The sequence below is a fragment of the Crocinitomix algicola genome (assembly GCF_001661595.2).
In the GTDB taxonomy this organism is placed as follows: domain Bacteria; phylum Bacteroidota; class Bacteroidia; order Flavobacteriales_D; family Crocinitomicaceae; genus Crocinitomix; species Crocinitomix algicola.
The window spans coordinates 23,433-45,682 of the sequence record NZ_LYPF02000021.1 but is presented as its reverse complement, the minus strand read 5'-3'; the positions used below and the strand labels follow the sequence as shown (position 1 = coordinate 45,682).

Here is a 22,250-nt window from a genome sequence, read left to right as displayed (position 1 = left end):
TCTCTCTTTGAGGTATACTAAGAAGTAATTATAAAAAAAGGCTGTTTCAAATTTGAAACAGCCTTTTTAATGTTAATAAGGAAAGTGAATTTAGTTCTTCACAATATTCGATATATGAGTTACTTCCTCTGACATGATTTTAACGATGTATGTACCGTTAGCTAAATCAGCAAGAGAAATTACTTCTTGATCAACAGCAACACCACTGATTAATATTTGACCAGAAATAGAAACTACTTCATAATCAAATGACCCTTCAAATTTAATGTTTAATTGATCTGCAGTTGGATTAGGGAAGATTTCAATTGATTGAGCAGCTTCACCTTCAATTCCAACGTAGCTTGTTAAGATAAATGTCTCTTCTACAGGACATTTTCCTGGATCAATAGTGATGTCATCAATTGTTACAGTGTATACACCGTCTGTTAAACCATCAACATCTTCTGTAGTTGGTCCATGAGACCATGCAAAAGTATAATCTCCTGATCCACCACCTACTGTAATGTCAATTGATCCATCATAACCGTAATATTCATCTTCAATTACAACATCTGTGATTTCAGGAAGGTCAACAACATTAATAGTTACCATGTCTTCTCCTGAACATCCTGCCGCATTTGTTCCAGTTACTGTATATTCAGTAGATCCAACAGGTGGAACGAATGGAATTCCATTTTCAACACCCATATCCCAAGAATATGTTTCAGCACCTGAACCTAATAAAGTTACTTCATGACCTTCACATACAGTTTTGTCTGGACCAGCTTCTACCATAGGTGCAGGAATTACATTTACAGTAGCAAATGCTGTATCATAACATCCGTCTTCTGATACACCAACAACCATATGAACAAAAGTTCCAGGAGTCTCAGGTGTAACTGTTCCTCCGTCTGCTAAACCACCTCCCCAGTAGTAAGAAACAGCGCCAGAACCACCTCCGTTAATAGTGTATGATTCTCCCATACATACTTCGGATGGAGTTGCAGTTCCGATTACTTCTGGTTGTGGTGCTCCTTCTAATACTAGTTCAACAGGAGGCGCTTCACATCCAAGTTCAGAACCAATAAGAGTATACGTTCTTGTTCCAGCTTCTGCTAGGAATGCGACACTATCAGTTGGGTCAATATCACCATCACCAGTCCATTCGTAATGATCTCCTCCTTCACCCCATAAAGTGATTAATGCTCCTTCACAAGCGGATGGTAAACTAGAGTGTGCTGTGATTTCTGGAACAGCAGTTGAATATACGTCAATTGAATAAGCACAATCATCTGGGCTTGTGCTGAATGCCTCGAAAGTTGTCATTCCTGGTGCAGGAATAAATGGTGTTCCATCAGAAATACCACCTGACCATGAGATAGTTCCACCAGTTTCTGAATCTGCAGATAAAGTTACAGGGTCACCATGACATACACCTGTGTCCGTATGATCTGGTACAAGAGGAACACAATTAAGTACGATAGTAACATAACCCATTCCATCGTTCACGCCAGCAATATTAATTTGATCAGCTCCAGAGTTATATGATCCTCCGCCACCACCAGGGTGAGAGTTAGAACCCCAGTTACCGCCACCGCCAGAATAGCCACCGCCACCGCCGGTACCCATATTGTCAGATCCGCCGCCGCCGCCGCCGCCGAATCCTCCGTCTCCACCTTCATCAAATCCGTCATTATATCTTTGTCCTCCAATTCCACCTTCTAATGGTCTACGACCACCTTGTGCATAAGAACCAGTGTAAACATAATCAGAGGCTTGGTTACCACCTGTACCGTTAGTTAACCAGCCAGCACCACCACCAGCCCAGTAACTTCCACCACCGGTATTGTTTCGTCCACCATTTCCGCCAACACCACCGTTAGCTTTATTGTAAGAACCATGACCATCTATTTCATCTGTTGCGTGGATATCGTCATAAGTGACTCTTCCACCGCCACCACCACCACCAGCAGCAATTAATGGCTCAGCATCATCAGTTGGGTCCCAAACAAAGGTTCCACCACCACCACCTGGTGCAGCATTATCAAAGTTGAGCGCGTCTCCACCTTGTTGCCCTACTAGGATATAAAGAATATCTCCTTCTTCTAAATCAAAAGTTCCGGTCATTTGTGCACCGAATCCTCCGTCATTACCAGACCAAGGGTGAAAACCACCTTTTGCTCCAGCAGCAGTTATAGTATAGGATCCTGAGGCAGGTACAGTCCACTCTTGGATGCCTGGCGTACTCATGTCTAGATATGTTGCAGCCCAAGCTGCTCCGTCGGCTGTGTATTCGTCTACACAGTCAATTAATGTTGGTCCTTCTTTTCCTTCGGCACCAGCGTTCGTAAAGGTGTGCTCGCTGAATTCATACAGCTGGGCGCTTGCACCTAAGCCCGAAACTAATGCAAATGCGAAAAGCCAGGATTTCTTCAAGTTGTAGTATTGTTTCATAATTCCAAAAAAAAAATTTGCCATGAAACTACAAAAAATTATTCAGTTTATTAAATTTATGATGATGTTTAGGTAATCTTTAAACTCGATAAAGTCTTGAATTTTATAGTTTAGTGAACGGAATGTTCCGATGGATGAATGTAGTGTGGCGTTGTGATTGCTGCAAAGTAAAGATGTTTAATACGCATTTAAATTATCAAGACTTGTGTCTCAAGTTGAATTAATGGGTAATAAAATTAACGTATTAACGAGTACTTGTTAAAATTTATTTACTTGAAACAAAATCAATTAAAAGGGATTGCACCTCATCAAATTTATTGAGGGGTGTATTTTCGGCTGTATCATGGATGTCGTGATAATTGCTGACACTTCCCATCGAGTATATAAAAAAGGCTGGAATACCTAGCGTTGTAAAATAGTAGTGGTCAGAGTTAGCTGTTGGTCCTCTTTTAGCAACCTTGTTAAGGTAATTTTTTTCTTTATTTAAGCGAGTAAATGTATCAAAATCATTAGGGTGTTCGGTAGCATTAACTAATGTGATGCCTTTATCAGCGGCGCCCATGATGTCAATGTTGAGAACAAATTTTATGCGTTTTGTTTTAAAGTATGGATTTGAAACAAAATACTTTGACCCTTCTAATCCTGCTTCTTCTCCACTAAAAAAGCAGAAAACAATCGAATATTTTGGTCGATGTTGCATATAGTGCTTAGCTAGTGATAGCAACATTGCAGTGCCACTCGCGTTATCATTTGCACCAGGAAAGTAAGTATCAGTCCCCATTCGTCCTAAATGATCATAATGAGCGGTAAATACAATGTATTTTCGTTTCCGTTTCCCAGGTATATAGCCAATGACATTTTTTGATTTATATTGAGGTTTATAGGTTGAATGAATTTTTAAATTAATCTTTTTAGGTTGATTGTATTGTGATTCAGAAAGAATTATAAGCGGATAATTTTTTTGCGTGCGCCCAACACGGTAGGTTAATTTATTTTTTTCTACCCAAATTATAGGAAAGTAATCCATCCCAGCATACGCCATCTTCCTTATTCTTTCGAGCTTTTCTTTATCTTTTACCGTTGTAAAATTAAAAGCAAATATTTTCTGAGCCGGTTTTTGAGTGCTTAAGTCAACTTGATTTTTGTAGATGCTGGCGTAGTTTTGACTATTGATTTCAATAACCTCAAATTCCCCCTGAGCATTTCCCGATATTGGGTCAACAAGATAATCGACACCGGGAATCAAGGTGTCTCCATCACTGATTACTTCTAAAGGATACGGAAAGGTGTTTACATTGAGAAAATAGTGCTGTTCATAACCTCTTTTTTTAAAAGGTTTAACACCAATATTTTTAAGTTCTTTAATTATAAAATCGGCAGAACGATTGTCACCGTCATTTACATAGCCTCTGCCGTCGTATCTATCGCTGCATAATGAGTCTAAGATTATTTTTGCATATTCTTTCTGACCATAAGATACGGCAGTCAATAAAAATAGAATTGGGGTGATTAAAGTTTTCATAGTACTTACTTTTATAAGTACCTTCTTTCTACTAGTTCTATAAATTTGATAATTGATTTGTCTTCAAGATTCCAGTTATACTTTGTGGTGAGTTCGTTTAATTTCATTCTCGCATCATCTCCACTAGCACACGTATTTAAAAAATCAATTGTTTGTTCGTATGTTTCTGCATCATTATCAAACATGGTGGATATATATTCGAATTTTTTTGCGATTGAGATGTTCGATTTGATGTCAGAGATTGGTGTGTTTTGAAATTTTTTACGAAGTGACAAATCATCTTCACTTTGTTTTAGAACATCATTAAGTGAATGTTGTTCTGTTTTATCTTGTTTTAGCGTAAAAGAAGGTTCTTTGGGTTCGTTTTTAGGTTCTGGGTCCTTTGGTTTTGCATTTGATATTTCTTCCTCTTCAATTTTAGTTGTTGATACAGGTTCATCAATGCTAAAGTCAAAACTCGGCTGGCTTTCAACTTCAGGGGCGTTATCATTTACGTTTGTGAAATCAAAAGGTGTTTCTTCGGGCGTGTCCGGTATCACTTTTTCATCCACAATCGTTTTAATTACTTGTGGTTTTTCTTCTGCCGTAGTTCCTGGTTCACCATGAATGTCAAAAGCTTTATATCTAAGAATTATTAATTGTTCATACAATGATTGCCCTTTACATGCTAGTTGGTCCAGTTCGTTGAGGTTTAATTCTCCTTTTTCTAGTTTTTCGATTTCTTTACTAATTTCTCCAATTAGATCTTTTGTGTTCTTAAAAGATGTTTTGCCCATTTCCTATAACTTATTCACAATTCTTTCGTGTCGGATAAAATTAAAGTTATATTTGATAGCAAAAGGTTATTAAATTGAAAATTTCTCAAAAACATGATGTTAACATCTCTGGTCGCTACGCTTTTAGTCCAAGGGTGAGTAATAGTCGAATAAAAGTGATTTGTGGTCCAATGTTTTCGGGTAAAACCAAGCATTTAATTGCTGCAATTAGCCATTATCAAAAGGAAGGAAAAAAAGTAGTCGTTTTTAAACCGCAATTGGATGATCGTTATGGTGATGATCATATAGTTTCACATGATAAAGATGAAACGCCAGCGATTAATATTGTTCGACCTGCTGAGATGCTTGACCTTTTTCATAATGCAGATGTTGTGGCTATAGATGAAGCTCAATTTTTTGATGCAACTATTGTCAACGTCTGCAGCATTATTGCCGATCAAGGAAAATCGATTGTAATTGCTGGTTTGGATATGGATTACAAAGCAAATCCATTTGGTGAAATGCCCCTACTAATGGCAATGGCGGATGAAGTGAAAAAATTAAATTCTGTTTGTACCTTTTGTTCCGGAAAAGCTCGATTCTCACATCGCATTTCACAAGATGATCAACTTGTTGTGCTAGGTGAAAAGGATAAATATGTCCCACTGTGCAGAAGCTGCTATAACGAATTAAAAGAAAAGTGAAATTAAATCTATCCGTAAAAGAGATTTGCTCAATAATTGATGGAAGCTTTGTTGAATCAAATCAAGTTACAGATCAGTATATAATACAAAATTTAACGGTTGACAGCCGCTCTCCAATTTGTTCGGATTTAACTTTATTTATCCTTTTAAGTGGGAATAAATCTCATGGTAAAAATTTTATTGATGATTTTAAAAGAAAAGGGGGAAACCTCGTTCTTTCAGATGCGCCAATTAAAGGAAGTAGTCTGGCGCAAATAATTGTAAAAGATCCGGTAAAGGCCTTGCAAGATTTGGCGGTTTATCACCGGAATAAATTCAAAATTCCAGTTGTTGGAATTACAGGAAGTAACGGTAAAACAACTGTAAAAGAATGGTTATACCACGTTTTAAAGTCGAAGTATAATATCGTCCGTAGTCCTAAAAGCTATAATAGTCAGATTGGGGTTCCGCTTTCTGTGCTTGAAATCAATGAATCACACAATTTGGCCATTTTTGAGGCTGGTATTTCAACAGTTGGTGAAATGGAGAATCTTGCGCGTATAATTCGACCAACTATAGGTGTTTTTACAGGATTAGGTGACGCTCATAACGATGGGTTTGGAGAAAATAATCCTCTAGAAATTAAAAAGAAAGAGAAGTATAAGTTGTTTGAGGATGTCGAGATTTTAATCGAATATATTGATAATAGTTTTAAAATTCATCTTGAAAATAAAATTGCTGAGATCGATTTTTCAGATTATCCAGTTAATATTGCTTTTAAAGACCATGCTTCTCAAATTAATGCGAAATTAGTTTTTGCCTTGGCCTTGAATTTAGGAGTCGATAAGACTTTTTTGAGTCATCAATTATTGCACTTACCACCAATTTCCATGCGTTTGGAGAAATTGAATGGAACTAATGGCAATTTGCTCATCAATGATGCTTATTCATTGGATGCTAAATCGTTAGAAATTGGTCTTCAGGTCCTAAATGAAGAATCAAAAAATAGAACAGCTTGGTTGGTTATTGCTGAGGTTGTAAATGTTGAGGTTGAACATTCATTACTGAATCTGGTAGATGAAAATAGGTTGAATTTAAAGGTTGACAGTGTTGTTTATTTCGGTAGTGCTGAAGTGGGTAATCAATTTGATTTTGTTTCATTAATATATCCCACAATTTCAGCTTTTTATGAGAGTCCTTTTAAGATGGAAAATGCGGTTGCATTGTTCACCGGAAATAGAGCATGGAAGCTGGAAAGGGTGGTGAATTTTTATACCGATAAAAAGCATATTACGCAGTTGCGAATCAATTTAAGCGCGATTCGAAAAAACCTTAATATATACCGTAATGTGGTGGGGGAGGATGTGATGCTTTTGGGGATGGTAAAAGCCCAGTCTTATGGTGGAGGTATCGTTGAAATGGCGCGATTTTTAGTTCATGAGGGTGTGAACTATTTAGGGGTGGCTTATGCAGATGAAGGAGTTTCTTTACGAAAGGCGGGCATCGATTTGCCTATAATTGTTATGAATCCGGAAAAAGCCGCTTTCGGAGATATGATTGATTTTGATTTGGAACCAAGTATTTATTCTAATGCTTTACTCAATAGTTTTATTCATCAGTTAATTCTAAAAGAAAAACAACGTTTTCCTGTTCATATCAAATTGGATACTGGTATGAATCGTTTAGGGTTTAGGTCGGAGGACTTAAATGAACTGACTGCATTATTAAATGCTCAACCGGAAGTTTTTGTGAAGTCGTGTTTTTCGCATCTTGCGGTGGCTGACGATTTCAATGAGAGAGCTTATTCGCTAAAGCAAATCTCAAAATTTCGTGAGCTGGCGAATACGATCGAAACTAAGATTGATTATCCAATAATACGGCATATTGCGAATTCGGCAGGGGCATTAAATTTCCCGGAGGCGCACTTTGATATGGTGCGATTAGGGATTGGCATGTTTGGATTATTAGCAGAAAAAAACAAATTTCCATTTCAAAACGCACTAGAATTAACGAGTGAAATTTCGCAGATTCGAAGCGTGCATCCTGGTGAGTCCATAGGGTATGGTCGATCATTTATAGCTAGTGACGAAATGAGAATTGCAGTCGTTCCTATTGGATATGGGGATGGATTGCGTCGTCAATTATCCAATCATCAATGGTCCGTTGTAATTAATGGTCAGTTTTATCCAATAATTGGAAAAATTTGCATGGATATGTGTATGATTGACCTTAAATCTGATAAGCTTGAGGTTGGGGATGCTGTTCAAATTTTTGGGAATGAGAATTCAATATTTAAAATGGCTCGAATTCTTGATACAATTCCTTACGAAATAATAAGTACTATTTCTTCACGAGTACAACGGGTTTATTTCGAAGAATAATTATTTGCCTTCGTCTGCTTTGCAATCGATAAACAATTCGCGCATTACTTTTCCTTTCGTTTTCTCCATTGTTATTCCCATTAGTTCACAGGTTGTCGCTGTAATATCAATTAATTCGCGCGATACGTCTGTGATAATACCTTCCTTGAAATCGGGGCCATAAGCAAAGCAGTTTATTCTCCGACAACCTTCGCAATTACAACCGTGCGAAATAAATCCATCCTTTCGACCATCCAAATGTCTACCATGATCATTGGTCACAAATACAGTAGTTTTACCCTGGTAATGAGCATCCGTTCTTAAAAACTCGAATATTTGGTAAATATACTCATCGTTAGTTTTAATTCCTTGTAAATACTTTTCCCAATTCCCAGCATGTCCCCAAGAATCTGGCAACCTAAAATTGATTAATGCTAAGTTGGGTTTATCATTTTTTAAGATTTCTAAACTGTTTTCTAGTGTTTCTTTATCTGATCGGTATCCACTCATTAAACCATCATTTCCGCAATCGCTTGACGGTCTGTGTTTACCTTTCCAATGTCTTTTTTTACAGTTAGTTAAAACGGCTAACTTGTCTTTACTCGAAATCACATAAGCTGATTTTTTTGCTTTCCCACTCTGTTTTAAAAAGTACTGAAAAATTGAAGGGTGTCTTGGGAGCTCTTTTCCCGAATTTTCCACGCGTTGGTATATGCCTGTGGTTAAAGAGGTGTGGCCAGAACAGGTGTAGGTAGGACCATTATTTCTGAATTGTGTATAAATGACACCATGCTGAGCCATATCATTTGCCATCCTAGGTATGTATTGATGACTAGGATCTCCCCATGTTTCTGTCCATCGAGGACCATCCATTATAAGTATAATTACATTCTCAGTTTTATACTTTGATTCAGCCAAACTAGGAACTGAAACTAATAGGAATAAGGCGCCAAAAAGTAAATTCTTCATTGTCATAGCACAGGGTCTAAATTTTGCACCAAAATACGTACTATATCGCTAATTTTATTGGTTTTCATCAATTAATTGTGGACTAAAAAATTGAGTTGACCACGTTTTTAATTGAATTTAGCGCTTTTTTTGTCTTGTGAAAAAACTACAATTATTAATATTATTCCTGCTATATATAGGTGCTGTTAATAGCCAAATTATTGATAATACAGAGGGGAAGACTTTTGGAGATATACCATTTTTTAATGAAGCGTTTATCAAACGTAACAAAGTGAAAAGTATAAAAGGGAATTACGCTTCTAAAGCTAAAATGGCCTATATTAAAAAATCAAATGATGTTTATTTTTACGAGTTTAATGCTTTAGGTCAATTAATTAAAGATTACAGAACGCAATATGGCGATACTTTAATAAATCTCTACGAATATGATAGTGCCGGTCTGTTAAAAACGCATCGTAAATCAGATAATAGCGGCTTTCAATCCTACCATTATACCTATGATAATCGAGGGCGAATTATTTCTAAAGAGTTCCGAAAGGACATTAATAAGGTTGGCGATCGATTGAAATTTAAATTGAGCAAATCGTATAGTGTTTCAATAGAGAAATATAGCTATGAAGAATTGTCAGGTCAAGATTATAAAAAGATTTATTATAACAATAGCGGTAGGGTGTATAAAGAGGAGTTTTATTATTTTAATGAAGATGGATATTTACTAAAGGAGGAAGGCAGATTAAAAATGGGCTCAGGTTTAACGAGTACAACGTATGAATATGATGAGATGGGACGCGTTCAATCAAAAATTGTAGAAAAACGGGTAATGGGAAATTATAAATCGAAATGGGAATATCAGTATGATGAACACTCGAACGTTTTAGCACAGCATTATTATAAAGACGGAGAATATAAACAAGAAATTCAAATAGTATATATGCCTGAATCACTGCTGTTAAAGGCCTTTTTATACCGAGATGAAGGTACCGATTTTATGACGATATTGCAATTTACTGAATATGAGTTTTACGAGTAAACTTATTCTCCCGTGCATTCAACAACATTGCGGTCCGTTTCATATAATACCACTTTTAAACTGAGGTGAGCATCAATCTTTTCGCGTAAAATCTTCCAAATTACTAAGGCTATATTTTCTGCGGTTGGAATGAGATTTTTAAATTCTTCTGTGTCTAGGTTCAAATTTTTATGGTCAAAACGTTCTTCAATTTCTAATTTTATATGATCTTTTAAAATTTTCAAGTCAATAACCATACCTGTTTCAGGATTAATATCTCCTTTCACCCATACTTCAAGTTGATAATTATGTCCGTGATAATTTGGGTTGTTGCATTTACCAAATACTTCATCATTTTTTTTCATATCCCAATTCGGGTTATATAAACGATGTGCCGCGTTAAAATGAGCTTTTCTACAAACAGATATTTTCATAATTGTGTCTATTCCGTGATAAAGTTAATAAGCTTAATTTGATTCCACCCATCTCTCAAATTAATTTTCTATTTCCATTCTGACTTTTGTAATTAAGTAGACGAGAATGAGAATAGTATAATTTTTTTGTTTACTTTGTGTGTAAACATGTTCCAAATGCTTTTTGTTTTTGGAGATCATTAAAAAAAGAATGAAAAATACAGTATTTGCACTTTTAATTACTCCCATTTTGCTTTCCGCGTGCGGTGGTGCTGCAGATGATCATACTGAGGAAAATGTTAAGACTGACACCGTGTCTTTAGATTTTTCTGATATGAAAGCTTTTTCTTTTGAAGATTATGGGCTTGATCTCGAAGTATTGCTGCCTCAGGTAGAATCTTCAACCGGAAATTCAATTGACCCAACTGTGGATCATGAAGATGGGGATTACCTTTGGTATTTATCAATTGGTCCTCGATTTAATTTAGTTGTTGAGGATTTTGGTAAAGACTTTGACAAAGTAAAAAACGAAAAGGATCGATTAGACGACTTGAGTGATATTTTTGTAGTTGAATATCTTGTAGATGAGCCAAACCTTATAATGTATCGCCGAACTTTACACAAAGACCAAGGAGGTACAAAATCATACCACTGTTATGGAGAGGTGAAAATTGGCGATTATAATTATGTGCTTAAAAGTCAAGATGAAGGTGGTTTAAAACCAATCATCGAAGACATGGTAATGACAATTCGGTCAGCCAAATCATTGATGAATAAAAATTCGTAACAACTGATTTGAGAACGATTAACACGTTGTTTTTAAACGTGATTAGTACAGTTTTAGCTTCAAGAAAGTACGCATTTCTTTGATTTCTTCACGGTTGAATTTATTATCCGCTTTTTTCAATAAATGCAAGAAATAAGTCAAGTTTTCAGCGTCTGTTCCAGGCTCAATTAAAAACTCTTCTCCTTCTTCATCTTCTTCCTTTTCAACCGTGTGGTCAAAACAACCTTCTTCTGTTATATATTCTGAAGCTAATCGTAGTACTTTTGCTAGAAGTGGATCCTCATCTTTAAGGGCATCCTCACGTAAATCCATGAGTGACTTAACAATCATTTCTTGGTCAAATCCTTTCTCTAAAGATTTTATTAATTGATCTATTTTTACGTTTGATTCTTCTTGTACCATGCTTTAATTTTTGCCCAAAAATAATTATTCTTATCAAATCCTCTTTTATCCAATTGAAATAATTCTACGAATCTGTTTTTTACAGAGATTATTTTGTATTTTCATGGCTCAAATTTTACCTCAATGAAAACCGTTGATGTTCTTACATCGCATAATATTTCAATAGATTACGAAGCCGCCTCCGTACTAAATAGAGGGATAGCCCTATTTATTGATTTATTGATTGTTTTCGTTTATTATTTAATCATGATTCTTGTGGTGGCTTCTGTGAGTTTCGGGTTTAGAACAATGGATTTATTTGAAATCCTCATAAATATTCTAGTTGTCTTACCAATGATGTTTTATTCTCTTATAATGGAGTATTTGTGTAAGGGACAAACTGTAGGGAAAATGGCAATGGGTATACGTGTGGTTAATCTTAATGGAGAAAACGCTTCATTGGGTGACTATGCTTTAAGATGGTCATTTAAAATTATTGATTTTTGGTTCTCGGTTGGCGCAATTGGAGCGCTTTTTATTACAACAACTGAAAAAGGTCAACGTTTGGGTGATGTTTTGGCACAAACCGCTGTCGTAAGGAATAAACCCCAACAGTTGTATTCGATAAGAGATATACTAAATATTAAGGATCGATCGAAACATGAACCGACTTATTTAAATGCATCAAAATTTACGGATGAAGACATGATTTTGATTAAAAATGCGATTACTCGTGTTAAAAAATATCCAAATGATGCACATAAAGAACTCATTCGTGAACTAGCTGATAAAGCGGCAAGTGAATTAAAATTAGATGCTGTTCCGCAAAAAAAACTTTCTTTCTTGAAAACGCTACTGCAGGATTATATTGTATTAACGCGTTAGTCTTGTTTTTTAATTTTCTACTTTAGTTCTATGAAAATCTTAATTGTTGAAGATGATTTGGAAATATTACGCACTGTCTTAAAGTACTTTGACGCATTCGGATACGTTCTTGAACGTGCAAAAAATTATAAGGACGGTTTAATTAAAATAAATGAGCATACTTATGATTGCGTAATTCTTGATTTAAACCTTCCTGATGGGGATGGGATTGATTTATTGGCAAAAATAAAAGAGAAAAATAAATCAACAGGAGTAATAATCTTATCGGCAAATAGCTCCTTAGAAACAAAAGTTGCAGGTCTAGAGATAGGAGCAGACGATTATCTAACAAAGCCTTTTCACCTCTCTGAATTAAATGCGCGAATCAAATCAGTTGTAAGAAGAAATATGTATGAAGGGGACAATCGGGTAGCTTTCAACGAAATTATAATTGATACCGCTGCACAAGAGGTAACCGTAAACGATAAAACGCTGAGACTTACAAAAAAAGAATACGAATTGTTGTTGTATTTGTTGATTAATAAAAATAGAGTGCTTACTAAACAATCTATTTCCGAGCATATCTGGGGCGATTTTATCGATCGCTCGGATTCGTATGATTTTATCTACTCCCACCTTAAAAATTTAAGAAAAAAAATACTTGAAAAGGGAGGAAATGATTATATCCAAACAATTTATGGGATAGGTTATAAATTCTCAGAACGTGAAATTGAATAGGTATAATATAGTTCTTATAATAGTCTTGTTATTAGTATCGCAGGTACTTTTTTGGGGATTGCTTTTTTTGATTGATTTTACCAGTGGAACTCGTTTGCCTAACAAAGGATATTTAGCAATAACTTGCCTGTTTTTGGAATTATTCGTGCTTTTGGTGTATGAAAAATTGAATACTGCTAGAATTAAGTTGTCTTTTGGACGTTTTATTCGCCAAATTAAACAGGGGAATTATGAAAGTGAAGAAGAAGAAATTATTCAGAAATACGATTTTGTAAACATTACGGATATCCAAGTTGAATTATCGGAACTGGTTGGTCAAATTCAGTCTGACTACAAAGAACAAAAACGGTACATAGAAAATGTGAGCCACGAATTAATGACTCCAATTTCAATTATTAGGGGTAAGCTTGAACTACTCATTCAATCTGAAAATATTGAAAAGGCCGATTTTAAATTAATCAGTCAAATTATGCTAAAGTTAGATCGACTGACTCGTGTTAATCAAGCTTTGGTTTTATTATCTAAAATCGATTACAATCATTATCAAGATAAAAGCTTAATATCCTTTAACGATATCTTGGATGAAACATTAAACTTATTTGAGGATCAAATTAGAATAGATGAACTGCATATTAGAAAAGATTTGCAGAAAGATATCTCTTTTCATATGAATGAGAATTTGGCCTATATTTTAATCAAAAATATTATCAAAAATGCTGTAATGCATAATGTGGAAAATGGTTTTATTCGCATAAGAAAAATTGAAAATACTTCTGGAATAGAAATTATAAATTCTGGTCCAAATATAGATGTGCCAACTGACCAGTTGTTTGAGCGTTTTCAGGTCGCTGGTGGATACGAGGATTCTATTGGACTCGGGTTGTCCATTATTTCCAGAATTTGTGAGGTGTCAGGAATTCAATTATCCTATTCTCATAATAATGGTGAACATATCGTTCGTATTCAATTTTAAAAAGCCGTTCAGAATTTCTACAGATTTTCTCCCAAAGTTCTCCAAAATTCCTCCCGAATTTGTTCAGATTTCTTTCTAGACATTTGTTTCATGTTATTGAACAAGTGAATGACAAAATATGCAAAGTGTAAAAATTAATAGGGACGAAGTGTTTTTGTTGCACTTTCCAAAAGAAGATGTTTTGTTTTCAAGAGATGAGCAAGCTTTAAGAGCAGAACAGTTGAAACAAGTAAGGTTATTATTGAATGAAAAAAATTGCAAAACCACTATTTTGTTTCAAGACATTGAAGGAGTTAAAACAATAGAAACAACGGTAGAATCAATAAACGAACAAGAGGTGATTTTATCAAAAGGCGTTAAAATTCCAACCAAAAGAATTTTAACCATAGAATTTTAATTAGCATAAATTGAGTACAATGAATAAGCGAATTATTACAACCTATTCAAAACTTAATCCTAATCTTAAAAAAGCGATTAAGGAAAAGTATCCCAACGGTGTTGAAGACAATTTAACCGTAATGAAAAATGTTTTCAAGGGCTATTTATTTGATGGTTTAGTCTTTGACCACGAGGATATTACTTACATGATTGAATGGAATGCAGGAGATTATCATAAACAAATTGTTGTTAATGAAGAAGATGATGATAATGATAACAATTATGATGATTTCGATGGATTAGATGACGTAGGTTCTGATGAAAAACTCGACGATGAGGATTATGATTAAATCAAATCAGGAAATAAAGGTTAAATTAAAGGCGAAGGTTTTAATTGAGTTTAATGGAAACCTATTATTATTAAGACCGACAAATAAATCTAAACTAACCTTGATAGGAGGCACCGTTAATTCTAGTGAAACTCCCGTGCAAGCTATAATTCGAGAAGCTTATGAAGAGGCTGGAATAGTGTTGACTCCAGATGACCTTAAAACTTTCGTGTCAGGTAAAACGATGATCAATAACAAACCAACTCTTCTATATTGCTTTTTAGTAAGGCATAAGAATATGATGTTTGAATTAAAAGAAAAACATAAGTTTGAACTCATCGGTTGGGCACCAATTCGTACTGGATTAAAAAAGTTAAGAGGTGCCGAAAAGGAACTTTCCAATGAATTGGTACAACGGTATATTATGAATGCCGTTGATCGCTATAGGTTAAAAAGCATTTAAAAATTTATTTTATCAACAACAACTAAATCATTTGGAGTAGTTAAACGATGATGAATGGCTCCAAATAGAAGAAAAAATGAAAAACAGATACATTGATTTAATCGAACAAACTTTCGATTTCCCACAACCTGAATTTAAGGTTACTGAAAAACAAGAATTACAATTCCATGGTATCGATCTTATGGAGTTAATTGAAAAATATGGAACGCCATTGAAATTTAGTTATTTACCTAAGATTTCCCATAATATTCAGTTAGCAAAATCATGGTTTAAAAAAGCGATGATTGAAAATGATTATAAAGGTTCATATAATTATTGTTATTGCACCAAAAGCTCGCACTTTAAACATGTGCTTGATGAAGCTCTAAAAAACGACATTCATATCGAAACTTCTTCTGCTTTTGACCTAAATATTGTTCAAGCGTTGAAAAAAGAAGGGAAGATTAAATCGGATACTTATGTGTTGTGTAATGGCTTTAAACGGGATAAATACATCGAGAATATTGCTGAATTAATCAATGATAATCATGATAACTGTATACCTATTATCGATAATTATGAAGAGGTGAGCTTATTAAATCAAGCAATCAAAGGGAATTATAAAATAGGTATTCGTATTGCTTCAGAGGAGGAGCCTAAATTTGAGTTTTATACCAGTCGTCTGGGAATTGGTTATAAAAATATTGTTCCTTTCTATAATAAGGAAATTAAAGGTCAAGATAAAGTGACATTGAAAATGCTGCACTTCTTTATCAATACTGGCATTCGCGATAATGCCTATTATTGGAACGAGTTACGGAAGTGTTTAAACGTCTATGTTGCTCTGAAAAAAGTATGTCCGAGCTTAGATTCGTTAAATATAGGCGGAGGTTTCCCAATTAAAACTTCATTGGGATTTGAGTACGATTATGAATACATGGTTTCTGAAATAATCTATCAAATAAAAACTGTTTGTGATGAAGCTGGTGTTCCTGTGCCAAATATATTTACCGAGTTTGGATCTTATACCGTTGGTGAAAGCGCAGGGGCGATATACAAAGTGCTTTATCAAAAGCAACAAAATGATCGTGAAAAGTGGAATATGATTGATTCTTCTTTTATCACAACTTTACCGGATGCTTGGGCAATAAATAAACGTTTTATAATGTTGCCAATCAATCAATGGCATAAAGAATATGAGAGAGTTTTATTGGGTGGTTTAACCTGTGATAGTGATGATTATTATAATTCAGAACAGCATATTAATGCCATTTATTTGCCAAAATTTAATGCGAATAAACCATTGTATATAGGCTTTTTTAATACTGGAGCTTATCAAGAGTCTTTAGGTGGGTTTGGAGGATTACAACATTGTTTAATTCCTAACCCAAAGCATATCTTAATTCAGGAAGACGAGAATAAAAATGTAACAACTAAACTGTTTAGTGAACAACAAACAGCAGATGATTTTTTAGAAAAATTAGGTTATCATGACAAATAAAACATATGCAGGTATTCCTGCTGAGTATGGAAAATTAGAACAAGCTAAAATAGTTCTATTGCCAGTACCTTACGATGGAACAAGTACATGGCAAAAAGGTGCAGATAAAGGTCCTGAAGCTTTTTTGGATGCTTCAGAAAATATGGAATTGTACGATATTGAAACTGGAACAGAGGTTTATAAGCAAGGGATTCATCTCTTAGATCCCGTTATTCAAAATTCAAGTCCAGAGGCGATGGTTGAGGAGGTGTATAACCAAACAAAAAAGTACATAACAAAAAATAAATTTGTGACAATTTTTGGCGGCGAGCATTCCGTTTCAATAGGTACTATTCGCGCATTTAACGAATGTTTCGAGGATTTGACCGTGCTGCAATTAGATGCTCATGCAGATTTAAGAATGTCTTATGAGGGTTCATCTTGTAATCATGCTTGTGCCGTGCATGAGGCCAGTAAGAATACAAATTTGATACAGGTTGGAATTCGAAGTATGGATCAAACTGAATTGAAATGGATGAACAAAGAACAAACGTTTTTTGCACACGAAATTCAAGAAGAGCCTTATTGGATGGATGCGGCGGTTGATTTAATGACGGAAAATGTATTTATTACAATAGATTTAGATTGTTTTGATCCTTCAATACTTAGCTCAACAGGAACACCAGAACCTGGAGGCTTGTTATGGTATGAAACACTCGAATTCTTGAGAAAAACGTTCAAGGAAAAAAATGTTGTAGGATTTGATATAGTTGAACTGTGTCCAAACGAAATCGATAAATCCTCTGATTTTCTCGCAGCAAAATTGTACTATAAGATGTTGTCCTATAAATTTCAAGGTAAAGAATAATACATCCTTCTATGGAAACTAATTTGTTCTTAATCAATGCCTATCACATTGGAACTAGGATTGATTTAGCAAAGGTATTGAACCTAGTGCCGTTTGAGATTGTTAAAGATGAAGCTTCTTTTTTACTCTTCAAAAAAGCGGAAGGCAAATACCTTTATATCAAGTCGTATGGAAGTGTTGTTTTTTGCGGATTTCAATCCAAAGAAATTGAAAAATGGATTTCTAAAATTGCCGGAAAAAAAGTAGATTTTGAAAATTTATTTTCAGAAGATTATGAACTGCAGATTGAACCAAATAGAAACAGCGAAGTGGCGTTTAACACAGTGGTGGTACCTGAGTTTTCTATCGATATTTTGCACTTAGTTATGCTTAATTTATCACAAAGTGTTGCTTTAGAGAATTATCAAAACCGTACTAATCTGCTGCTAGAACAAACGCGAGAAATTTCGGATAACCTGAAGCATACAGGGGATATTGGTGTGCCGCGAAGAAGGTTGAGGAAGTTTGTTGGAAGAACAATGGTTCTTAAAAATCGAATAGCAGAGAATTTATTGATTTTTGAAACATCTGATTTAGCTTGGTCGAACGAATTATTATCAAATTTAGATACAGAATTAAGAAATCAATTGGATGTTGTAAATCGGCACCACGGATTGCAATATTCATTAGATATCGTAAAAGAAAACCTCGATTTGTACCGAAATATTCTTGAACATAAACACAGCAGCATGCTCGAATGGATAATTATTATTCTTATCTTACTTGAAGTTGCAGATTTAATAATTACAAAACTCTTTTAATCAAAATAAAAAATGAATAACACAATTAGAACTTTTATTGAGAATCACTTTTTACACTTCAATGCAGCAGCATTAGTTGATGCAGCGAAAGGATATGAAAAACAATTAGAAAATGGGGGTAAAATGCTTGTTTCTTTGGCAGGTGCAATGAGTACTGCCGAAATAGGTAAAATATTTGCTGAAATGATTCGCCAAAATAAAGTTCAAATTATTTCTTGTACAGGTGCAAATCTCGAAGAGGATATCATGAATTTAGTTGCACATTCGCATTACGAACGAGTGCCGCATTATCGTGATTTAACACCACAAGATGAATGGAATTTACTAGAGAGAGGACTAAATCGGGTAACTGACACCTGTATCCCTGAAGAGGAGGCTTTTAGACGTTTACAAAAACATATTTTTAAAATTTGGAAAGATGCTGACGAGAAAGGTGAGCGCTACTTTCCGCATGAATTCATGTATAAAATGTTGCTGTCTGGGGTTTTAGAAGAGTATTACGAAATTGATCTTAAAAATAGCTGGATGTATGCAGCGGCTGAAGCAAATTTACCTATCGTTGTACCGGGATGGGAAGACAGCACAATGGGAAATATATTTGCTTCCTATGTGATGAAAGGTGAATTAAAAGCATCTACTATGAAATCCGGAATTGAATACATGACTTTTTTGGCAGATTGGTATACCGCGAATTCGGAAAATGGAATTGGTTTTTTTCAAATTGGTGGAGGAATAGCAGGTGATTTTCCAATTTGTGTAGTTCCTATGTTATATCAGGATTTAGAACGAACAGATACACCTTTCTGGAGTTATTTCTGTCAGATCTCTGACTCTACAACAAGTTATGGTTCTTACTCGGGTGCCGTGCCTAACGAGAAAATAACATGGGGAAAATTGGATATTGATACACCAAAATTCATCGTTGAATCTGATGCAACAATTGTGGCTCCGCTTATTTTTGCTTATCTTCTCGGACAATAATTTGATCAGTATTATTTATGAGTTCAACTATTCAGTTTTATCAATACAATAAAGATAAGGTATCGCTAAAAGAGAATTTTAATCTAGAAGATCTAAAACTTGATTCTTTTAAAAATGATGTGCGTTGGTTGAATTTTCATGGGTTTCAAGATGCCGAAATGGTTGAGCAATCATTTGATCATTTCGGCATTCATAAATTGACAAGAGATGACATCTTAAAGCTTGAAGAACGACCGAAAATTGAAGAGTATGAAACGTATATCTATATCACACTTAAAAGTATTTATGCGAATGCTAAAAACCAAATAGTTGCTGAACAATTAAGTTTTATTCTCACCGGAAACACACTAATTTCTTATCAAGAAAAACACGAAGACTTATTTGATTACATTCGAGAACGAATTAGTTCGAATCAAGGTATAGTTCGAAAAAAAGGGGCGGATTATTTACTTTATTTGCTCATCGAGGCAACATTGTCAGGCTATGAAACATTATTAGAACAGATTGATAATGATTTGCTTTCGATTAATGAGCAATTAAGAAAGAATGCAAAGGAGGAGTTGTTTCTTGCAATTGAAGACTTGAAAGAAATGTTGAGAGATATGAAAAGCGCATTTCATCCTTTTAGAGATCAAATTACAAAACTGGTGAATAGTAATCACCAATTTATAAAGCCTGAAACGGTTCCGTTTTTTAATGATATCCGAGACAGTATTCTCTATAATATTGATGAGTTTGAATCGACGAAAAGTGATTTGGAGTCGTTAACCAATTTGTATTTTGCACGATTATCGCAACGCAGTAATGATATTATGCAGTTCTTAACTATTGTCGCCGCAATATTCATTCCTTTAACCTTTGTTGTTGGTGTTTATGGGATGAATTTTGACAATATGCCTGAACTTCATACACAATATGGCTACTTTTATGTTTGGGGCGTGATGATTTTAATGGCCATTTTTCTCATTTTGTATTTTAAATGGAAAAAATGGTTTTAACTTTATAAAAAACCAAGTTCTAATTGAGCCTCTTCACTCATCATGTCTTTGTCCCAAGGTGGGTCGAAAACGATGTTAACTTTTGCTTCTTTAACGCCTGTAACGCTCTCAACTTTGTTTTTTACATCAACGGGTAAACTTTCGGCAACTGGGCAATTAGGAGAGGTAAGCGTCATGTCAATCTCCACAAATCCATCCGCCTTTATTTTTACTTCATAAATTAATCCTAACTCAAAAATATCAACAGGAATTTCAGGGTCGTAAATCTCTTTTAATCCCGCAATTATATTGTTTTCCATTTCCTTTATGGCAGCTTTGTCCATATTTCCATCTTTCGACACTATCATTATTTCATTTTTAAAGCGAGTGCATACATTTTCATTTGCTTTACCATAGCAACTAATCCATTACTTCTTGTAGGTGATAAATGTTCTTGCAATCCAATTTCTTTTAAAAAGTCTAACTTCGCATTTATTATCGTATCAGGCGATTCATTAGACATTACTTCTATCAATATAGCAATTATTCCCTTCGCTATTATCGCATCAGCGTCTGCAGTGAATATGATTTTATCCTCTCTTTTCTCTGCAGCTAACCAAACAGTAGATTGACATCCCTTAATGATATTCTCATCTGTTTTTTGATCTTCGGAAATTAAGGGTAAGTCTTTTCCTAATTCAATGATATATTCATACTTATCCATCCAGTCATCATAAATTGAAAAACTGTCGATTAAGCCTTGTTCTTTTTCTGTTATCGTCATAGTTTACTTTAACATCATTACGGCCTTATTTAAGGCGCCAATAAATAAATCAATCTCTTCTTTTGTATTGTAAAAGCTAAAAGATGCTCTTATTGTTCCAGGAATTTTATAAAAGTCCATTATTGGTTGGGTACAGTGATGACCAGTTCTTACGGCAATCCCTTGTTGGTTGAGCAGCGTACCAACGTCATAAGGGTGCGTATTGTCAATTAAAAATGAAATCGTCGCACACTTCTTAGCACTGGTGCCAAAAATTTTAAGACCTTCAATTTTTAGGAGTTTTTCCGTTGCGTAGTCCAATAGCTCTTGTTCGTATTGGGCAATTGCTTCAAGATCGAATTGACTTAACCATTCAATAGCTTTGCCTAATCCAATTCCGCCCACAATATTTGGAGTACCAGCTTCAAATTTATGTGGCAAATTATTGTAGGTTGTTTTTTCTAGCGTGACTGTTTTTATCATGTCTCCTCCTCCTTGATAAGGTGGCATTTGATTTAAAACATCCTCTTTACCATATAATATTCCCACTCCTGTCGGTCCAAATATTTTATGGCCAGAGAAAACTAAAAAATCACAATCTATTTTTTGAACATCAACCGTTGTGTGTTGCAACGATTGGGCAGCATCAATGAGAACTTTCGCACCAACTTTATGACTCTTTTCAATTATTTCTTCGATCGGGTTTATTGTGCCTAACGCATTTGATATGTGTGTGATAGCAACAATTTTTGTATTGTTGTTTATCAATTCGTCAATTGTCGTTAGGTCTAATTCTCCACGCTCATTTATTGGAATATAACGGAGTTGTAAACCTCTTTCTTCTGCAATCATTTGCCATGGAACTATGTTTGAATGATGTTCCATTTGACTGATTAAAATTTCATCTCCAGGTTGCAAAAGTTTACCAAAACTCTGTGCAACAAGGTTAATGCCGTCTGTTGTTCCTTTTGTAAATATTACTTCGTAATCATGAGCGGCGTTAATATATGATTTAATTACTCCTCTTGCAGCTTCATATTTTTCAGTGGCTAATTGACTTAAATGGTGAACTCCTCTGTGTATGTTTGCATTTTCAGCTTGGTAATATTGATTTATACAGTCTATTACAGCCTGGGGCTTTTGAGCAGTGGCACCATTGTCAAAATATATAAGCGGATACTTTCCTATGCTGGTTTTGAGTATAGGAAATTCCTTGCGAATTGCTGAAATATCTAAAGTCATACTTTCTTTTTCTCTTCTTCTGCAAATTTAGTGAGATTACTTGTATAAACAATTATTATTTAGACTTGTTCTAAACAGTACGGAATATTTCAATTATTTAAAT

The 22,250-nt window shown here is 34.8% G+C and carries 24 protein-coding genes; 15 read left to right on the top strand and 9 right to left on the bottom strand.

What is annotated here, in order from left to right; translation table 11 throughout:
• Positions 1-90 precede the first annotated feature (90 nt).
• The 3 genes from A8143_RS13615 to A8143_RS13605 all read right to left on the bottom strand — a co-directional run bounded on the left by A8143_RS13615 (position 91) and on the right by A8143_RS13605 (position 4,731).
• Entirely contained in the window at positions 91-2,433 is a 2,343-nt protein-coding gene (locus tag A8143_RS13615; RefSeq protein ID WP_175437547.1) for a T9SS type A sorting domain-containing protein, read from the bottom strand.
• A 265-nt stretch (positions 2,434-2,698) separates the two neighbouring features.
• Positions 2,699-3,955, bottom strand: coding sequence for a M28 family metallopeptidase (locus tag A8143_RS13610; protein WP_070138379.1), 1,257 nt, complete (start codon positions 3,953-3,955; stop codon positions 2,699-2,701).
• Between the two features lie 11 nt (positions 3,956-3,966).
• Positions 3,967-4,731, bottom strand: coding sequence for a hypothetical protein (locus tag A8143_RS13605; protein WP_070138378.1), 765 nt, complete (start codon positions 4,729-4,731; stop codon positions 3,967-3,969).
• 74 nt (positions 4,732-4,805) lie between these two features.
• Here A8143_RS13605 and A8143_RS13600 point away from each other — a divergent pair, with 74 nt between their 5' ends.
• A complete protein-coding gene (locus tag A8143_RS13600) occupies positions 4,806-5,414 on the top strand; it encodes a thymidine kinase (protein WP_217494812.1) in 609 nt (202 codons plus the stop codon).
• Positions 5,411-7,774 (top strand): alanine racemase, encoded by a 2,364-nt coding sequence (alr, locus tag A8143_RS13595; RefSeq protein ID WP_070138377.1) that lies wholly within the window; start codon positions 5,411-5,413, stop codon positions 7,772-7,774. Before A8143_RS13600 ends, alr begins: the two co-directional genes overlap by 4 nt.
• On the opposite strand, the gene A8143_RS13590 is transcribed toward alr, so the two are convergent.
• Positions 7,775-8,728 (bottom strand): sulfatase-like hydrolase/transferase, encoded by a 954-nt coding sequence (locus A8143_RS13590; RefSeq protein WP_083261392.1) that lies wholly within the window; start codon positions 8,726-8,728, stop codon positions 7,775-7,777.
• 130 nt (positions 8,729-8,858) lie between these two features.
• Between A8143_RS13590 and A8143_RS13585 the strand changes: the two genes are divergently transcribed.
• Positions 8,859-9,752 carry a hypothetical protein gene (locus A8143_RS13585; protein WP_070138376.1) on the top strand — a complete coding sequence of 298 codons (894 nt, stop codon included), beginning with the start codon at positions 8,859-8,861 and terminating at the stop codon, positions 9,750-9,752.
• A 2-nt stretch (positions 9,753-9,754) separates the two neighbouring features.
• Here A8143_RS13585 and A8143_RS13580 read toward each other — a convergent pair whose 3' ends face one another.
• Positions 9,755-10,165, bottom strand: coding sequence for a 6-pyruvoyl trahydropterin synthase family protein (locus tag A8143_RS13580; protein WP_070138375.1), 411 nt, complete (start codon positions 10,163-10,165; stop codon positions 9,755-9,757).
• A 190-nt stretch (positions 10,166-10,355) separates the two neighbouring features.
• On the opposite strand from A8143_RS13580, the gene A8143_RS13575 reads away from it, so the two are divergent.
• On the top strand, positions 10,356-10,931 hold the full coding sequence (locus A8143_RS13575) for a hypothetical protein (protein ID WP_070138374.1): 576 nt from the start codon (positions 10,356-10,358) through the stop codon (positions 10,929-10,931).
• Positions 10,932-10,973: 42 nt separating this feature from the next.
• Here A8143_RS13575 and A8143_RS13570 read toward each other — a convergent pair whose 3' ends face one another.
• Positions 10,974-11,333 (bottom strand): hypothetical protein, encoded by a 360-nt coding sequence (locus A8143_RS13570; protein WP_070138373.1) that lies wholly within the window; start codon positions 11,331-11,333, stop codon positions 10,974-10,976.
• Between the two features lie 123 nt (positions 11,334-11,456).
• Here A8143_RS13570 and A8143_RS13565 point away from each other — a divergent pair, with 123 nt between their 5' ends.
• The 11 genes from A8143_RS13565 to corA all read left to right on the top strand — a co-directional run bounded on the left by A8143_RS13565 (position 11,457) and on the right by corA (position 20,163).
• On the top strand, positions 11,457-12,197 hold the full coding sequence (locus tag A8143_RS13565; RefSeq protein WP_070138372.1) for an RDD family protein: 741 nt from the start codon (positions 11,457-11,459) through the stop codon (positions 12,195-12,197).
• 30 nt (positions 12,198-12,227) lie between these two features.
• Positions 12,228-12,914, top strand: a complete 687-nt coding sequence (locus A8143_RS13560) for a response regulator transcription factor (protein WP_070138371.1) — start codon at positions 12,228-12,230, stop codon at positions 12,912-12,914.
• Positions 12,901-13,887: a sensor histidine kinase gene (locus tag A8143_RS13555; RefSeq protein WP_139134361.1), complete on the top strand. Its 987-nt coding sequence runs from the start codon at positions 12,901-12,903 to the stop codon at positions 13,885-13,887. Before A8143_RS13560 ends, A8143_RS13555 begins: the two co-directional genes overlap by 14 nt.
• Before the next feature lie 118 nt (positions 13,888-14,005).
• Positions 14,006-14,284 (top strand): hypothetical protein, encoded by a 279-nt coding sequence (locus A8143_RS13550; RefSeq protein ID WP_070138369.1) that lies wholly within the window; start codon positions 14,006-14,008, stop codon positions 14,282-14,284.
• A 19-nt stretch (positions 14,285-14,303) separates the two neighbouring features.
• A complete protein-coding gene (locus A8143_RS13545; protein ID WP_070138368.1) occupies positions 14,304-14,615 on the top strand; it encodes a hypothetical protein in 312 nt (103 codons plus the stop codon).
• The gene (locus A8143_RS13540; RefSeq protein WP_070138367.1) at positions 14,608-15,057 is read left to right on the top strand and encodes an NUDIX hydrolase; all 450 of its coding nucleotides are present in this window, start codon (positions 14,608-14,610) and stop codon (positions 15,055-15,057) included. The genes A8143_RS13545 and A8143_RS13540 overlap by 8 nt, the downstream gene beginning before the upstream one ends.
• A 76-nt stretch (positions 15,058-15,133) precedes the next feature.
• A complete protein-coding gene (locus tag A8143_RS13535; RefSeq protein WP_070138366.1) occupies positions 15,134-16,537 on the top strand; it encodes a type III PLP-dependent enzyme domain-containing protein in 1,404 nt (467 codons plus the stop codon).
• Complete coding sequence (speB, locus tag A8143_RS13530; RefSeq protein ID WP_070138365.1) at positions 16,527-17,384, top strand: agmatinase; 858 nt, start codon at positions 16,527-16,529, stop codon at positions 17,382-17,384. The genes A8143_RS13535 and speB overlap by 11 nt, the downstream gene beginning before the upstream one ends.
• A gap of 11 nt (positions 17,385-17,395) precedes the next feature.
• Complete coding sequence (locus tag A8143_RS16705) at positions 17,396-18,184, top strand: RMD1 family protein (RefSeq protein WP_083261390.1); 789 nt, start codon at positions 17,396-17,398, stop codon at positions 18,182-18,184.
• 12 nt (positions 18,185-18,196) lie between these two features.
• Positions 18,197-19,165, top strand: a complete 969-nt coding sequence (locus tag A8143_RS13520) for a deoxyhypusine synthase family protein (protein ID WP_070138364.1) — start codon at positions 18,197-18,199, stop codon at positions 19,163-19,165.
• Positions 19,166-19,182: 17 nt separating this feature from the next.
• Positions 19,183-20,163 carry a magnesium/cobalt transporter CorA gene (corA, locus tag A8143_RS13515; protein WP_070138363.1) on the top strand — a complete coding sequence of 327 codons (981 nt, stop codon included), beginning with the start codon at positions 19,183-19,185 and terminating at the stop codon, positions 20,161-20,163.
• A gap of 2 nt (positions 20,164-20,165) precedes the next feature.
• Here corA and A8143_RS13510 read toward each other — a convergent pair whose 3' ends face one another.
• The 3 genes from A8143_RS13510 to A8143_RS13500 are packed head-to-tail and all read right to left on the bottom strand — an operon-like array spanning position 20,166 to position 22,147.
• Positions 20,166-20,510, bottom strand: coding sequence for an SUF system Fe-S cluster assembly protein (locus A8143_RS13510; RefSeq protein ID WP_175437545.1), 345 nt, complete (start codon positions 20,508-20,510; stop codon positions 20,166-20,168).
• Complete coding sequence (locus tag A8143_RS13505) at positions 20,510-20,926, bottom strand: SufE family protein (RefSeq protein WP_070138362.1); 417 nt, start codon at positions 20,924-20,926, stop codon at positions 20,510-20,512. The genes A8143_RS13510 and A8143_RS13505 overlap by 1 nt, the downstream gene beginning before the upstream one ends.
• A gap of 3 nt (positions 20,927-20,929) precedes the next feature.
• Complete coding sequence (locus A8143_RS13500) at positions 20,930-22,147, bottom strand: aminotransferase class V-fold PLP-dependent enzyme (RefSeq protein WP_070138361.1); 1,218 nt, start codon at positions 22,145-22,147, stop codon at positions 20,930-20,932.
• Positions 22,148-22,250: the final 103 nt, after the last annotated feature.

Bases quoted from the DNA above. Each gene is read 5' to 3' on its own strand.
- A8143_RS13560 (WP_070138371.1), top strand. From the start codon at position 12,228: ATGAAAATCTTAATTGTTGAAGATGATTTGGAAATATTACGCACTGTC.
- A8143_RS13570 (WP_070138373.1), bottom strand. From the start codon at position 11,333: ATGGTACAAGAAGAATCAAACGTAAAAATAGATCAATTAATAAAATCT.
- A8143_RS13575 (WP_070138374.1), top strand. From the start codon at position 10,356: ATGAAAAATACAGTATTTGCACTTTTAATTACTCCCATTTTGCTTTCC.
- speB (WP_070138365.1), top strand. From the start codon at position 16,527: ATGACAAATAAAACATATGCAGGTATTCCTGCTGAGTATGGAAAATTA.
- A8143_RS13540 (WP_070138367.1), top strand. From the start codon at position 14,608: ATGATTAAATCAAATCAGGAAATAAAGGTTAAATTAAAGGCGAAGGTT.
- A8143_RS13545 (WP_070138368.1), top strand. From the start codon at position 14,304: ATGAATAAGCGAATTATTACAACCTATTCAAAACTTAATCCTAATCTT.
- A8143_RS13610 (WP_070138379.1), bottom strand. From the start codon at position 3,955: ATGAAAACTTTAATCACCCCAATTCTATTTTTATTGACTGCCGTATCT.
- A8143_RS16705 (WP_083261390.1), top strand. From the start codon at position 17,396: ATGGAAACTAATTTGTTCTTAATCAATGCCTATCACATTGGAACTAGG.
- A8143_RS13520 (WP_070138364.1), top strand. From the start codon at position 18,197: ATGAATAACACAATTAGAACTTTTATTGAGAATCACTTTTTACACTTC.
- A8143_RS13535 (WP_070138366.1), top strand. From the start codon at position 15,134: ATGAAAAACAGATACATTGATTTAATCGAACAAACTTTCGATTTCCCA.
- A8143_RS13590 (WP_083261392.1), bottom strand. From the start codon at position 8,728: ATGACAATGAAGAATTTACTTTTTGGCGCCTTATTCCTATTAGTTTCA.
- A8143_RS13550 (WP_070138369.1), top strand. From the start codon at position 14,006: ATGCAAAGTGTAAAAATTAATAGGGACGAAGTGTTTTTGTTGCACTTT.
- A8143_RS13605 (WP_070138378.1), bottom strand. From the start codon at position 4,731: ATGGGCAAAACATCTTTTAAGAACACAAAAGATCTAATTGGAGAAATT.
- A8143_RS13505 (WP_070138362.1), bottom strand. From the start codon at position 20,926: ATGACGATAACAGAAAAAGAACAAGGCTTAATCGACAGTTTTTCAATT.
- corA (WP_070138363.1), top strand. From the start codon at position 19,183: ATGAGTTCAACTATTCAGTTTTATCAATACAATAAAGATAAGGTATCG.
- A8143_RS13500 (WP_070138361.1), bottom strand. From the start codon at position 22,147: ATGACTTTAGATATTTCAGCAATTCGCAAGGAATTTCCTATACTCAAA.
- A8143_RS13565 (WP_070138372.1), top strand. From the start codon at position 11,457: ATGAAAACCGTTGATGTTCTTACATCGCATAATATTTCAATAGATTAC.
- A8143_RS13580 (WP_070138375.1), bottom strand. From the start codon at position 10,165: ATGAAAATATCTGTTTGTAGAAAAGCTCATTTTAACGCGGCACATCGT.
- A8143_RS13615 (WP_175437547.1), bottom strand. From the start codon at position 2,433: ATGAAACAATACTACAACTTGAAGAAATCCTGGCTTTTCGCATTTGCA.
- A8143_RS13510 (WP_175437545.1), bottom strand. From the start codon at position 20,510: ATGATAGTGTCGAAAGATGGAAATATGGACAAAGCTGCCATAAAGGAA.